General features: G+C 48.3%; 11 protein-coding genes and 1 tRNA gene. All 12 read right to left on the bottom strand.

What is annotated here, in order from left to right:
• Positions 1-54 precede the first annotated feature (54 nt).
• Positions 55-843, bottom strand: coding sequence for a tryptophan synthase subunit alpha (gene trpA / locus GH808_RS09990; protein WP_186842638.1), 789 nt, complete (start codon positions 841-843; stop codon positions 55-57).
• A complete protein-coding gene (gene trpB, locus GH808_RS09985) occupies positions 836-2020 on the bottom strand; it encodes a tryptophan synthase subunit beta (RefSeq protein ID WP_186842637.1) in 1185 nt (394 codons plus the stop codon). The genes trpA and trpB overlap by 8 nt, the downstream gene beginning before the upstream one ends.
• Positions 2017-2625, bottom strand: coding sequence for a phosphoribosylanthranilate isomerase (locus GH808_RS09980; protein WP_186842636.1), 609 nt, complete (start codon positions 2623-2625; stop codon positions 2017-2019). The genes trpB and GH808_RS09980 overlap by 4 nt, the downstream gene beginning before the upstream one ends.
• Positions 2622-3419, bottom strand: coding sequence for an indole-3-glycerol phosphate synthase TrpC (gene trpC / locus GH808_RS09975; RefSeq protein ID WP_186842635.1), 798 nt, complete (start codon positions 3417-3419; stop codon positions 2622-2624). Before trpC ends, GH808_RS09980 begins: the two co-directional genes overlap by 4 nt.
• Positions 3416-4444, bottom strand: coding sequence for an anthranilate phosphoribosyltransferase (gene trpD, locus GH808_RS09970; RefSeq protein WP_186842634.1), 1029 nt, complete (start codon positions 4442-4444; stop codon positions 3416-3418). Before trpD ends, trpC begins: the two co-directional genes overlap by 4 nt.
• A complete protein-coding gene (locus GH808_RS09965) occupies positions 4437-5021 on the bottom strand; it encodes an anthranilate synthase component II (RefSeq protein ID WP_186842633.1) in 585 nt (194 codons plus the stop codon). Before GH808_RS09965 ends, trpD begins: the two co-directional genes overlap by 8 nt.
• The gene (gene trpE / locus GH808_RS09960; RefSeq protein WP_186842632.1) at positions 5021-6484 is read right to left on the bottom strand and encodes an anthranilate synthase component I; all 1464 of its coding nucleotides are present in this window, start codon (positions 6482-6484) and stop codon (positions 5021-5023) included. Before trpE ends, GH808_RS09965 begins: the two co-directional genes overlap by 1 nt.
• A 551-nt stretch (positions 6485-7035) precedes the next feature.
• Positions 7036-7121, bottom strand: a tRNA-Leu gene (locus GH808_RS09955).
• 85 nt (positions 7122-7206) lie between these two features.
• Complete coding sequence (coaE, locus tag GH808_RS09950; protein ID WP_186842631.1) at positions 7207-7824, bottom strand: dephospho-CoA kinase; 618 nt, start codon at positions 7822-7824, stop codon at positions 7207-7209.
• 11 nt (positions 7825-7835) lie between these two features.
• Positions 7836-10478, bottom strand: a complete 2643-nt coding sequence (gene polA / locus GH808_RS09945; RefSeq protein WP_186842630.1) for a DNA polymerase I — start codon at positions 10476-10478, stop codon at positions 7836-7838.
• 163 nt (positions 10479-10641) lie between these two features.
• Positions 10642-12027, bottom strand: a complete 1386-nt coding sequence (gltA, locus tag GH808_RS09940; protein ID WP_186842629.1) for an NADPH-dependent glutamate synthase — start codon at positions 12025-12027, stop codon at positions 10642-10644.
• The gene (locus GH808_RS09935) at positions 12027-12917 is read right to left on the bottom strand and encodes a sulfide/dihydroorotate dehydrogenase-like FAD/NAD-binding protein (RefSeq protein WP_186842628.1); all 891 of its coding nucleotides are present in this window, start codon (positions 12915-12917) and stop codon (positions 12027-12029) included. Before GH808_RS09935 ends, gltA begins: the two co-directional genes overlap by 1 nt.
• Between the last annotated feature and the right edge of the window lie 48 nt (positions 12918-12965).

Raw genomic sequence — 12965 nt, 5'->3', positions numbered from 1 at the left:
TTTTGTTTGGAATATCAGCCACCTTGACGGCGGCTGATTCTGTTCTGATGCCGTCTAAACGGATAACGACTGTTTCATTGATTTTACGTAGTCAAACAGTATTTCGCCGGCATTTTCTCCGTATTCGGCGATGATTTTTACGATGGCGCTCCCGACGATCACGCCATCCGCGGTACCGGAGATGGCTTTTGCCTGTTCCGGTGTGGAAATGCCAAATCCGACGGCGATGGGGGTCTCGGAGACCTGACGGATATCAGCGATGATTGTCTTCAGGTCTGTCTTGATCTCAGACCTGACTCCCGTAACCCCCAACGACGATACCAGATAGATAAATCCGGTCGCTTCTTTTGCCAGCATCTGAATCCGGTCTTTTGATGTCGGTGCAATCAGGGTGATCACATCCACCTCGTAGCTGGTGGCGATTCCGAGTATCTCGCCTTTTTCTTCATAGGGCAGATCCGGAACGATAACCCCGTTGATTCCGGATTCCTGGCAGGCTTTGAAAAAGCGCTCAATCCCGTAGACAAAGATCGGATTGATGTAAGTCAGAAAAACAAGCGGCATTTCCGTTTTCTGCCTGATGCGTTTGACCATAGTAAAAAGCTTGTCGGTGGTGGCACCGGCACTCAGCGCCCGTTCATTGGCTTCCTGAATAACCGGCCCTTCCGCAATGGGATCTGAAAATGGAATGCCAATTTCGACCAGATCTGCCCCGGCTCTTTCCAGCGCGAGAATGAATTCTTCGGTTTTATCCATTGAAGGATCTCCGGCAGTCAGAAAAGCGACAAAAGCCTTGTTATCCTTAAAAACCTTTGATATTTTATTGGTCAGTAAATTATTCATCGATATTTTCCCCCCTGTATCGTGCAATCGCGGCCACATCCTTGTCGCCCCGGCCGGATACATTGACAATGATGATTTCATCTTTTTTCATCTGGGGCGCCAGAACCATGGCATAAGCGATGGCATGCGCCGATTCAATGGCCGGAATAATCCCCTCTGTCCTGGAAAGGTATTCAAAAGCATTGACTGCTTCATCGTCGGTAACGGGGACATACTCCGCTCTTTTTGTGTCGTGCAGGTTGGCGTGTTCCGGACCGATGCCGGGATAATCCAGACCGGCGGAGATTGAATAGACCGGCGCAATCTGTCCGTACTCGTCCTGGCAGAAGTAGGATTTCATGCCGTGAAAAATGCCGAGGCTGCCGGTTGCCACTGTCGCAGCGGTAAGGGCCGTATCCACGCCTTTTCCAGCCGCCTCGCAGCCGATCAGCCTGACGCCTTTGTCCGGGATAAAATTGAAGAAAGCGCCGATAGCATTACTGCCGCCGCCGACACAGGCGATGACAGCATCTGGTAGCTTGCCTTCTTTTTCCAGAATCTGTTCACGCGCTTCTTTGCTGATCACACTCTGGAAATCACGGACAATTTCTGGAAAGGGATGCGGCCCCATCACTGAACCCAGCACATAATGGGTATCCTCCACCCGCTTCGTCCACTCCCGCATGGTTTCATTAACCGCATCCTTTAATGTCATCGTTCCCGATGTCACCACATGCACCCGGGCTCCCAGCAGTTTCATCCGAAAGACGTTGAGTGCCTGCCGGTCGGTGTCTTCCTTGCCCATGAAAATCTCGCATTCAAAGCCCATCAGAGCAGCCGCCGTTGCCGTCGCCACTCCGTGCTGTCCGGCACCGGTTTCGGCAATCAGCCGCGTTTTTCCCATTTTTTTCGCCAGCAAGGCCTGACCCAATACGTTATTGATTTTATGGGATCCGGTGTGGTTCAAATCCTCGCGTTTCAAATAGATTTTTGCTCCGCCCAGATCTTTTGACATTTTTTTGGCATAGTATAGTCGTGATGGTCTCCCGGCATATTCATTCAACAGCTCTGTCAGTTCCTCCTGAAAGCCCTGATCATTTTTATAATGTTCGTAGGCTTGTTCCAGTTCAATGATGGCATTCATCAGTGTTTCTGGAATATACTGTCCCCCGTGAATGCCATATCTTCCTTTACTCATCGGTTCATTCTCCTTATTTTTTCTACAATCTGGATAATTTTTTGGCGATCTTTTTTTCCGTTGGTTTCCACCCCGCTGCTGATATCGACGCCAAAAGGATTCACCCGGTTGATGGCTGCTTCGATGTTGTCGCTCTTCAGACCTCCCGCCAAAAAGAAATCCTCCTTAACGGCTGCGATCAATTCCCAGTTAAAGCATGCGCCAGATCCGCCGTACTGGCTGGCGTCAAAGGTGTCAAACAGGCGATAATCGGCATCCGTTTTTTTGATATCACTCGCGTCGCGAATCCGCATCGCTTTAATGATGGGAAGCTGCACCGCTTTTTTCAGTTCAGCAATCATTTTTTCATCTTCGTCTCCATGAAGCTGGATCAGATCGATCGTCCCGTTTCCGGCCAAAGCGACGATCTCAGCCACGCTGTTGTTCACAAAAACGCCCACCGCCTTAATCTCAGGGGACAGCGCTGCTTTCAGCCCTTTCGCCGTTTCAACATCCACCTGCCGCCTGCTTTTCGCAAAAACAAACCCGATATAATCCGGCAGCGCCTGATTCACCGCTTCAATATCCTGAAGCCGGGACAATCCACAGATTTTTATCTTCGTCATCGCACAGCTTCCTGACGGTCCTGCAAACCTTTGAGTTCTTGCAGTTTTCCCCATTTATCCCCACTTATCATCAGTGTTTCGCCAATCAGCACTGCATTCACCCCATTTTCGTGTAATATTTTGATGTCATTCGGTGTTTTTATTCCACTTTCTGACACAAAGTGAATTTCGGGCGGCACCAGTCGGCGAAAACGGACGCTGTTATTGACATCCACTTCAAATGTTTTTAAATTCCGATTGTTCACCCCGATAATGCGTGCTCCGGCATTGATTGCTTTTTTTACTTCCGCTTCATCATGCGCCTCCACCAGGGCGGATAACCCCAGTGAATCGGCAATTCTGATGTATTTTTTAATTTGATCCGCTTCCAGTATCGAACAGATCAGCAGGATGGCGTCCGCGCCCATGAGGCTTGATTCATAAATCTGAATTTCATCGATGATGAAATCTTTTCTCAGCACCGGAATGCTCACATTTTTTTTAATTTCAGTGAGATACGCATTGGAGCCCTGAAAAAATTCCGGTTCCGTTAAAACCGAAATCGCCGCCGCTCCCGCCGCCTGATATTCTTTCGCAATTTTCAGATAGGGAAAATCAACCGCGATCACACCTTTTGACGGGGACGCTTTCTTGACCTCGCAGATAAAGACCATCCCCTCACCCGACAACGCTTTTTCAAAGGTAAACGGCTGCTCCGGCATTTTCGTCTGCGCTTTCAGCGTTGCACAGGATGCCGTTTCCTTTAATGCGGCAACGCGCTTTTCGGTCGACTTGACAATCCGGTCCAGTATCATGCCACAACCTCTACTGCCATTTCGTTGGTCCGTTTAATAAATGCCTCCAGCTTCTGTCTGGCTTTACCGGAATCAATGAGTTCCTGCGCCAGTTTTACACAATCCCGAAGGGTAATATCGTTATGAGACATGTAGAGGCAGAAGGCTGAATTAAGAACGACCACATCCCTTTTAGGCCCCTTCTCTCCGTTGAGAATACTCAGAGCAATCTGCGCATTTTCTTCTTTATCACCGCCGATCAGATCAGCAAGCTGACATCGCGTGAGCCCCAGCTGTTCCGGCGTGATGAAAAAGCTGTTGATTTTTCCGTCGGATATCTCACAGATCGTGGTGGTGTCAGTCAGGGTGATTTCATCCAGTCCGTCATGTCCATGAACGACCATGCCGCGCTTGATATCAAGCTTGTTCAGCACGTTGGCCAGCGGTTCCACCAGATTCTCATCATAGACGCCCAATAATTGCATGTTAGCACCGGCCGGATTCGCCAGCGGTCCGAGAATATTGAAGATCGTTCGGATGCCCAGTTCCTTTCTGACCGGTCCCGCGTATTTCATCGAGGCGTGGTAGGTGGGGGCGAACATAAAGCAGATTCCCAGCTCCGCCAGAATTTTCGCACTTTGCTCGGCTGACAGGCCGATGTTGACGCCCAGGGCTTCTAATACATCGGCACTGCCGCACTTGCTTGATACACTTCGGTTGCCGTGTTTGGCCACCGGCACACCCCCGGCGGCGATCACAAAGGAAGAGACGGTGGAAATATTGAAGGTGGCCACCTCGTCGCCGCCGGTTCCGACAATATCGAGCACATCCGTATCTGGATGAATTTTGGTGGATTTATCCCGCATGACCATGGCACAGGCGGTGATTTCATCGATGGTCTCGCCTTTCTGGCGCATGGCGGTCAGAAAGGATCCCATCTGGGCGTTCGTTGCTTCCCCGTTCATAATCTGGTACATGACCTCTTTGGTTCGCTCCAGAGACAGATCTTTTCCGTTTACGATATCGTAGATTGCTGACTTAATCATTGTCTTTCCTTCCTATTTTTAAAAAATTTTCGATCATCCGGTTGCCATCTTCGGTCAATATCGATTCCGGATGAAACTGCAGCCCGTAGACATCGTAATCCCGATGCTTTACGGCCATGACTTCCCCTTCGTCATCCTCTGCGATGATCAGCAGCTCATCCGGCAAGGTATTTCGTTTCGCTCCCAGGGAGTGATAGCGCGCTGCCTGGATAATCGGTGGCAGGCCTCTGAAAACGGGACTGCCATTGGCAATATGAACCGTGCTCTGCTTGCCGTGCATCAGTGTTTTGGCATAGGTAATCTCCCCGCCGAACACTTCGCAGATAGCCTGATGGCCGAGGCAAACCCCCAGCAGCGGCGTCTTGTCCTTGAAAAAAGCAACCACTTCTTCGCAGATGCCGGCATCTTTGGGTCTTCCCGGTCCCGGCGAAATAATGATATGGCTGGGATTCATTTTTTGGATTTCCGCCAGGCTGAACTCATCATTTTTGATCACCCGGATATCCGGATCGATGACCCCGACATACTGGTACAGGTTATAAGAAAAGCTGTCGTAATTGTCAATCAGCAGGATCATTATTCCACCTCCTGGGCACGCTCTAGCGCTTCAAACATCGCCCGCGCTTTATTATGCGATTCGTTGAATTCTTTTTCAGCAACACTGTCAGCGACAATGCCGGCACCGGCCGACACGTAGACTTTTTCATTTTTCCTGACCGCCATCCGGATGGCGATGCACATGTCCATATTTCCCGAAAAATCGATATAACCGACGGCTCCGCCATAGACGCCCCGCTTTTCACCTTCCAGTTCGTTGATGATTTCAATGGCTCTTTTCTTGGGTGCTCCGGACAGAGTTCCGGCCGGCAAGACGGCGGCCAGTGCATCCAGCTGATCCAGTTCCGTTCTCAGCTTTCCGGTCACCGTCGAGGCAATATGGGTGATGTGTGAATATTTCACCACGTTCTGGTATTCTTCAACCACAACGGTTCCGAATTCGCTGACTTTTCCCAGATCGTTTCTCCCCAGATCCACCAGCATGTTGTGTTCACTCAGTTCCTTTTCATCTTTCAACAGTTCCCGGATAAAGGTTTCGTCCTCTGCCGGTGTCGCGCCGCGGGGACAGGACCCGGCAATCGGAAAGGTCGATAGTTTCCCGTTTTTCAGTGATATCAGTGTCTCCGGCGATGCTCCGGCAACCTGGATTTCATCGAAATCGATATAGAACATATAGGGAGAAGGATTGATGGTTCGCAGCACCCGATAGGTCGAGAGCAAATCGCCATCAAAACTGGCCGCCATCCGATTCGAGATCACCGCCTGAAAGATGTCTCCCTGATAAATATGCTCTCTCGTTTTCGCCACCATGTCACAGTAATACGCTTTGGTAAAAAGTTGGGTAAACTCGGAGGTGACCCTTCCCGGATACTTCCGGGTACTGACGCAGTTCTTGATCAGTGATTCTATTTCCTTGAGTTTGACGACGCCGTCGATGTAGTTTTTTTCAAAATCTGCGGTTTTGATGTTAACGATGATCACGATCTTCTGCCTGAGATGATCGTAGGCGATGACTTTATCAAAAAGCATCAGATTCAAATCATCAAATTCTTCCGGATTATTGTTTTTCAGAACCAGGTTCTTCTCTGTATACTTGACAAAGTCGTATGAGATATAGCCCACAAAACCGCCGGTGAAATTCGGCAAGAAATCCAGCTGTGGACTTTTCCATTCTGCTAAGATTTCCCGCAGTATTTCCAGAGGCTCTTCGGTTACAGTTTCTTTTGATCTGCCGTTTTTAACCGTCACTTCACCATTAAGGCTTTTAACGGATAAGCTGGGATCAAATCCCAAGAACGAATAGCGTCCCCATTTCTCACCGCCTTCGACACTTTCCAGCAGATAGCATTTCCGGCCGGTATCTTTCAGGCATTTAAGCACTTCAATCGGTGTTTTGATGTCTGAAAAAAGTTCCAGACTGATCGGTACACTCTTGTAGGTTTCACAGTATTTTCTGGCTTCTTCCATGGATGGTTTAATCATATCTCTATCCTTTCGTCTGTTAAAAATAATAAAATAAAAAACGCCCGTCCTCGACTAATAAAATTAATCAAGGACGAGCGCAAAAAATTCACCCGCGGTACCACCTTCATTTACAGAGAAATCCCCTGTACACTCTGCAGAATACTATCATATTCCTCGCAACTGACGTATGCGTCACGTCGTAGAATACTCAGAAATCAATCATTGATGATTCCCTTTGACTACGCCCTCAGTGGTCCATTTGATGTTCTGCGTTGTGCGAGGCTCTCAGCCTTCCTCGCTCTCTGTAACTGCACGATACACCGTTATCTCCACGTCAACGGTTTGAAGATTTATTAAATTATTTAAATCATAAATGATTTACGTATTTTTGTCAAATACTATTTTTAGAAGCGACGTATTAATGCAAGTCTTAAGAAATTGCCCGACGCATCGCTTAGTTTATCGCTATTTTCATTGGCATAAAGCGGATTTCAACCACAAGAAACAGAAGTTTGTGAAAATAAAAGAAAAGCCAATTGCTTAAGCAATTGGCTCTCAGTTCTTTTTTATGGTGCGAGGAAAGGGATTTGAACCCTCACTGCATTGCTGCAACAGGCCCCTCAAGCCTGCGTGTCTGCCGTTCCACCACCCTCGCGTTAATCACAGAATTTTATCCTGCTTTCCTATTATAATGGAATGAATGGAAAAGATCAATCAAATTTTTGATTTTTTTATCAGCTTTACTCCGCACTGTCCTCCACAAAGAGTTTTCGCCTGGTGAAATAGACATTCAGCGCCACCAGCAGATCATCGAGACTGCCGTTGTTTTCGATGATGACATCGGACCGCTTTATCTTCTCAGCGTCTGACATCTGCATCGCTATCTTCTTTTCGGCCAGCTCCCGTGAAACGCCATCCCGCTCGATGATGCGATCGATGCGGATCGCTTCGTCCGCTACCACCAGCATGATTTCATCCACTTCAGCCTGCAGATTTGCTTCAAAAAGCAGCGGGCAATCATAGAAGACAATCGGCATCCCGATCTGCTCTATCGACCTGAGCTGTTCATCATACAGTTTTTTGACTTCCGGATGAACAATGGCATTAAGCTTTTTTCGCGCCGCTTCATCCTCGGCAATGATTTTTCCCAGCAGGCCACGATCCAGGCTTCCTTCCTTGTTCAGGCGGCACGCTCCGAAAGTCGCCACAATTTTTCTCAGCCCCGGACTGCCTGGCTCAACCGCCTGTCGCGCCAGCTGATCCGCATCGATGACAATGTAGTTGAAGCGTTTCTGCAATATATTGGTCACGACGGACTTTCCGGATGCAATTCCTCCGGTTATGCCAATTACTTTCATCTAAAACTCCCTTATTTCAGCTCGTACCAGGATGCCCCGCTGTTGACGTCCACCGTGATCGGTACACTTAACTGAGCTGCCCCTTCCATCTCTTCTTTGATCAGACGTTCCACCTGTTCCTGCTCATTTTTGGGGGTGTCGATGATTAATTCATCATGCACCTGCAGAATCAGCTCCGCTTCCAACTGTTCCACATTCAGGCGATTGTAGACCCTGATCATGGCCAGTTTGATAATGTCCGCCGCACTGCCCTGAATCGGCGTATTCAACGCCATGCGTTCGCCAGCCTGAACGAGTATGCCGTTTCTGGAGTTCATCTCGGGAATATAACGTCTTCTTCCCCAGATCGAAGTAACATAACCATCTTCCTTCGCCTGTTTTTTGACATTTCCCATGTAGTCCTGTACCTTGGGATACCGGGCAAAATATCGGTCGATATAATTCTGAGCTTCGTTTCTTGAAATGCCCAGCTCTTTTCCGAGGCTGAAGGCCTGCTTTCCGTAAATCAAGCCGAAATTGATGGCTTTTGCCTGACCACGCTGGGTTCGCGATACCGCCTCCAGCGGAACACCAAATATTTCTGATGCTGTACGGGTATGAATATCCTGTTCTTTTTTAAATGCATCGATGAGGTTTTCATCTCCCGAAAGATGGGCCAGTACCCGCAGCTCGATTTGAGAATAATCCGCATCCACTAAAATATGATCAGCATCCGATGGTACAAAGACCCGTCTGATTTCCCGGCCCATTTCTGTCTTGACCGGTATATTCTGAAGGTTCGGTGCCGAACTGCTCAACCGACCGGTTGCGGCCACCGTTTGATTAAAAGTCGAATAGATCTTATTGGTTTTGGGTTCAACAAACGTCATCAATCCCCGTCCATAGGTTGAATCCAGCTTGGACAGCGTGCGGTAGTCAATGATTTTCTCAACAATGGGATGAAAATGAATCAACTGTTCCAGTACGTCGATATTGGTGGAATAGCCGGTTTTCGTTTTCTTGACGACCGGCAGTTTCAATTTTTCAAACAATACTTCGCCCAGCTGTTTAGGCGAATTGATATTGAATTCATCCGTTTCTGCCAGCTCATAAATCTCCCGGGTCAGACCTTTCAGCTTGCTCTCAAAATCTCCCGAGAGGACCTCCAACTGGGACCGGTCGATTTTAAAGCCAAGTTCCTCCATCGATGCCATCACTTCCAGCAGCGGCATTTCGATGGTCTTGAATAAGCTCATCATTCCCGTTTCATCGAGTTCTTTTTCCAGCACCGTTTTGAGGCTTTTCACCGTTTCGCAGTTTTTGACAAAATAATCCGCCAGCAGCTGTTCATCGAGTTCGGAAGCCTTAACCCGTTTCTTTCCTTTCCCGAACATCTCTTCATCATCCAGAATCGTACGGCTCAAATATTTATAGGCCGCCGTTTTTAAATCATAACGCTGGTCACCGGGGCTGAGCAGATAAGTGGCCACATAAGTATCAAACGCTTCGTTGACTTCTGTAATCCCGGCCTGGTGAAAAATATGAATCAGATTCTTGAGATCCTGACTGGTAATTTCCAGCGTTGTGACATTCTTGAGGCTGAGGAGTTTTTCAAAGAATTTGAGTTTCTCGACCACTTGAGCATTCAAATAGTAATACCGGTTCTCAATTTCCATTGCCAGATAAACTCCCGTTTCCTCCTGATGGTAATAAATGGTCACTTCTTCAGTTGCTGCTAAAACGGCTAACAGCTCCGCCAGTTCCTGATCTGTTTTGATCCATTGAAATCCCACCGCTTTTTCAATGGTTTCGACCGTGTCTGTTTGATCGATTCGCGAAAGGATGTTTTTAAATTCCAGTTCTTTGAGCATTTCAATGCTTTCGGCATTAAAAATATTATGAAAAGACAGTTCCTTAAAATCACCATCCCATGGCACATCCAGTTTAATAGTTCCCAGCATTCGGCTTTTATAGGCCGCTTCTTTTCCGGCAATCAGTTTTTCTTTTTGCTTACCCTTCTCGTCATCAATATGCGCATACAGGTTGTCCAATGTTTGATATTTCTGGATCAGCTTGATACCGGTTTTTTCACCAATGCCTGCAATACCCGGTATATTGTCGGATTTGTCACCCATGAGGGCTTTCAGTTCAATCAGATCCTTCGGCGTCAGACCGTATTCCTGCTGTATCCAGGCTTCATCGACTGCTTCCAGTTGAGAGATGCCCTTTTTGGTATACAGAACTTTAACATTTGGGCCGACCAATTGAAAAGCATCCCGATCTCCAGTGATGATTTCAGTTTGATAACCCTTCTCAGCTCCGATCATCGCAAGGGTTCCGATAATATCATCCGCCTCGAAACCTGCCAGTTCCAGAATGGGGATGTCCATTTTGATCAGGAGCTGTTTAAGAATCGCAAACTGTTCTTCTAAAAGTTCCGGCATCTTGTGCCGCCCGCCCTTGTAATCGTCATAGGCTAAATGTCGGAAAGTCGGGGCTTTTAAATCAAAGGCAATGCCCAGATAATCCGGTTGATACTCCTCCTGAATTTTAACCAGTATATTAACAAAGCCATAAATGGCATTTGTGGGTACGCCCTTAGAATTTGACATTTCTCGAATGGCATAGAATGTACGATAAATCAGGCTGTTTCCATCAATCAGTATGCTTTTCATCTCTGTTCCTCTCTTTTTTCCATTTTCATTACTTATTATACCAAAAGACCCGGTTATTTAATACCTACATAAAATTTTAATCCCGCTGATCAAACACAAAACCACAAGAAGTACGCTTTGCGACTTACTTGTGGTTTTACAGATAAAACAGAATCAACTATCTTTATTTATTTTTCAGGTAGGCAGCGATTGCCGCCGCGGCTTTCTTGCCGGCACCCATGGCCAGAATCACAGTCGCCGCACCGGTAACCGCATCGCCGCCGGCAAACACGCCTTCCAGCGTCGTTTTTCCGGTTTCCTCTGCTGCGATCAGGCAGCCTTTCTTGTTTGCCTCGAGGCCTCTGGTTGTCGAAGAAATCAGGGGATTCGGCGTGGTTCCCAATGCCATGATGACGGTATCCACTTCAATTTCAAATGCACTATTCGGTATTTCGACCGGCCGTCTTCTTCCGGACGCATCCGGCTCTCCCAATTCCATACGAATACATCGGATGCCCTTAACCCAGCCTTTTTCATCAGCCAGAATTTCGACCGGATTGCAGAGCAGGTTAAAATGGATACCTTCTTCAATCGCATGATGGACTTCTTCCGCTCTGGCGGGCAGCTCAGCCTGAGACCGACGGTAAACAATATGGACTTCTGCGCCGAGCCTCAACGCCGTCCGGGCCGCATCCATGGCGACATTGCCGCCGCCCACGACAGCCACTTTTTTTCCGGCTTTGATGGGGGTATCGTACCCTTCCTTGAAGGCCTTCATCAGATTGCTTCGGGTCAGGTATTCATTGGCGGAGAAGACGCCATTGCTGTTTTCTCCTGGTATGTTCATAAACATCGGCAGTCCGGCGCCGGAGCCGATAAATACTGCCTCAAAGCCTTCCTCCTGCATCAGCTCATCGACGGAAACGGTTCGCCCGACAATGACGTTGGTTTCTATTTTAACGCCCAGCGCTTTAACATTATCCACTTCATGCTGGACAACGGTTTCCTTGGGCAGCCGGAACTCCGGTATGCCGTAGACGAGCACGCCACCGGCTTTGTGAAGGGCTTCAAAAATGGTGACCTCATAGCCGAGTTTGGCCAGATCACCGGCACAGGTCAGTCCGGAAGGTCCGGCACCGATCACCGCAACTTTCCGGCCATTCTTCGGCAGCGTCTGGCTCAGGTCGATGTTGTTCTCCCGTGACCAGTCCGCCACGAAGCGTTCGAGTTTTCCGATGGCGACCGCATCGCCCTTTTTTCCCAGCACACATTGTCCCTCGCATTGAATTTCCTGGGGGCAGACTCTGCCGCAGACGGCGGGAAGCGAGCTTGATTCGGCGATCACTCGGGCCGCTTTTTCAAACTCACGCTCTTTGACATGTTCAATAAAATCGGGAATGTTGATCGACACCGGACACTGGGTCACGCACAGCGGTTTCTTGCAGTGTAGGCAACGTTTCGCTTCTTCAACCGCCTCTGCTTCTGAGTAGCCTAGACAAACTTCATCGAAATTTGTCCGTCTAATTTCCGGGGCCTGTTCCATGACCGGGACTCTTTTCTTTATCTCCATTAATTATGCTCCCCCAGGCCCAGATTGCAGACATGCCCTGTTTCTTTTTCCTGTCTTTCGATTTCCGCTCTGCCTTCTTCAGTCTGATACTGTGTTGAACGTCTCATCGCCTCATCGAAGTCAACGAGATGGCCGTCAAATTCCGGCCCGTCGACACAGGCAAAGCGGGTCTCTCCGCCGACAGTCAGTCGGCAGCCGCCGCACATGCCGGTTCCATCCACCATCACCGGGTTCATGCTGACAATGGTTTTAATTCCGTATTGTTTGGTCAGCAGCGTGATGAATTTCATCATGATCATCGGTCCGATGGCAATGACAAGGTCGTATTTTTGGCCTTCCTTCTCAATCAGGTCTTTCAACAAATCGGTTACAAAACCTTGATACCCATAGCTGCCGTCATCGGTCGCAACATAGAGTTTTCCGGCAACGGCTTTGATTTCTTTTTCCAGCAGCAGATAGTCTTTTGATTTGCAGCCGACAATCGCATCAGCCGCAATGCCATGCTCGTGCAGCCATTTGATCTGGGGATAGACCGGTGCCGCACCAACTCCCCCGGCGACAAAGATGATTTTTTTCTGCTTTAATTCTTCAATGTTTTCCTCGATGAATTCGGAAGGCTGGCCAAGTGGCCCGACAAAGTCGCTGAAATAATCACCCTCTGCCAGTAACGCCATTTTTTTAGTTGAGGCGCCCACCGTCTGGAACACGATCGTTACCGTGCCGGCAATTTTATCATAATCACAGATGGTCAAGGGGATTCTTTCGCCCTTCTCATCCATTTTAACAATGACAAATTGTCCCGGATTTGCTGATTTTGCGACTCTCGGCGCTGCCACATCCATCAGATAGATACTGGGAGCCAATAACCGTTTTGCGGTAATTTTATACACGATTCAACCTCCTTGTTTGATTCAGGTTTCGGTAATTGTGAAAGTTAC

It is taken from the genome of Acetobacterium fimetarium (assembly GCF_014284475.1).
Lineage (GTDB): Bacteria > Bacillota > Clostridia > Eubacteriales > Eubacteriaceae > Acetobacterium > Acetobacterium fimetarium.
Note: the sequence above shows the minus strand (reverse complement) of the source record. Positions and strands in the feature narration are given on the sequence as shown.

Excerpts from the sequence above, each read along its gene's own strand:
- trpA (WP_186842638.1), bottom strand. The coding sequence starts at position 843 with ATGAATAATTTACTGACCAATAAAATATCAAAGGTTTTTAAGGATAAC.
- trpB (WP_186842637.1), bottom strand. The coding sequence starts at position 2,020 with ATGAGTAAAGGAAGATATGGCATTCACGGGGGACAGTATATTCCAGAA.
- GH808_RS09980 (WP_186842636.1), bottom strand. The coding sequence starts at position 2,625 with ATGACGAAGATAAAAATCTGTGGATTGTCCCGGCTTCAGGATATTGAA.
- trpC (WP_186842635.1), bottom strand. The coding sequence starts at position 3,419 with ATGATACTGGACCGGATTGTCAAGTCGACCGAAAAGCGCGTTGCCGCA.
- trpD (WP_186842634.1), bottom strand. The coding sequence starts at position 4,444 with ATGATTAAGTCAGCAATCTACGATATCGTAAACGGAAAAGATCTGTCT.
- GH808_RS09965 (WP_186842633.1), bottom strand. The coding sequence starts at position 5,021 with ATGATCCTGCTGATTGACAATTACGACAGCTTTTCTTATAACCTGTAC.
- trpE (WP_186842632.1), bottom strand. The coding sequence starts at position 6,484 with ATGATTAAACCATCCATGGAAGAAGCCAGAAAATACTGTGAAACCTAC.
- coaE (WP_186842631.1), bottom strand. The coding sequence starts at position 7,824 with ATGAAAGTAATTGGCATAACCGGAGGAATTGCATCCGGAAAGTCCGTC.
- polA (WP_186842630.1), bottom strand. The coding sequence starts at position 10,478 with ATGAAAAGCATACTGATTGATGGAAACAGCCTGATTTATCGTACATTC.
- gltA (WP_186842629.1), bottom strand. The coding sequence starts at position 12,027 with ATGGAGATAAAGAAAAGAGTCCCGGTCATGGAACAGGCCCCGGAAATT.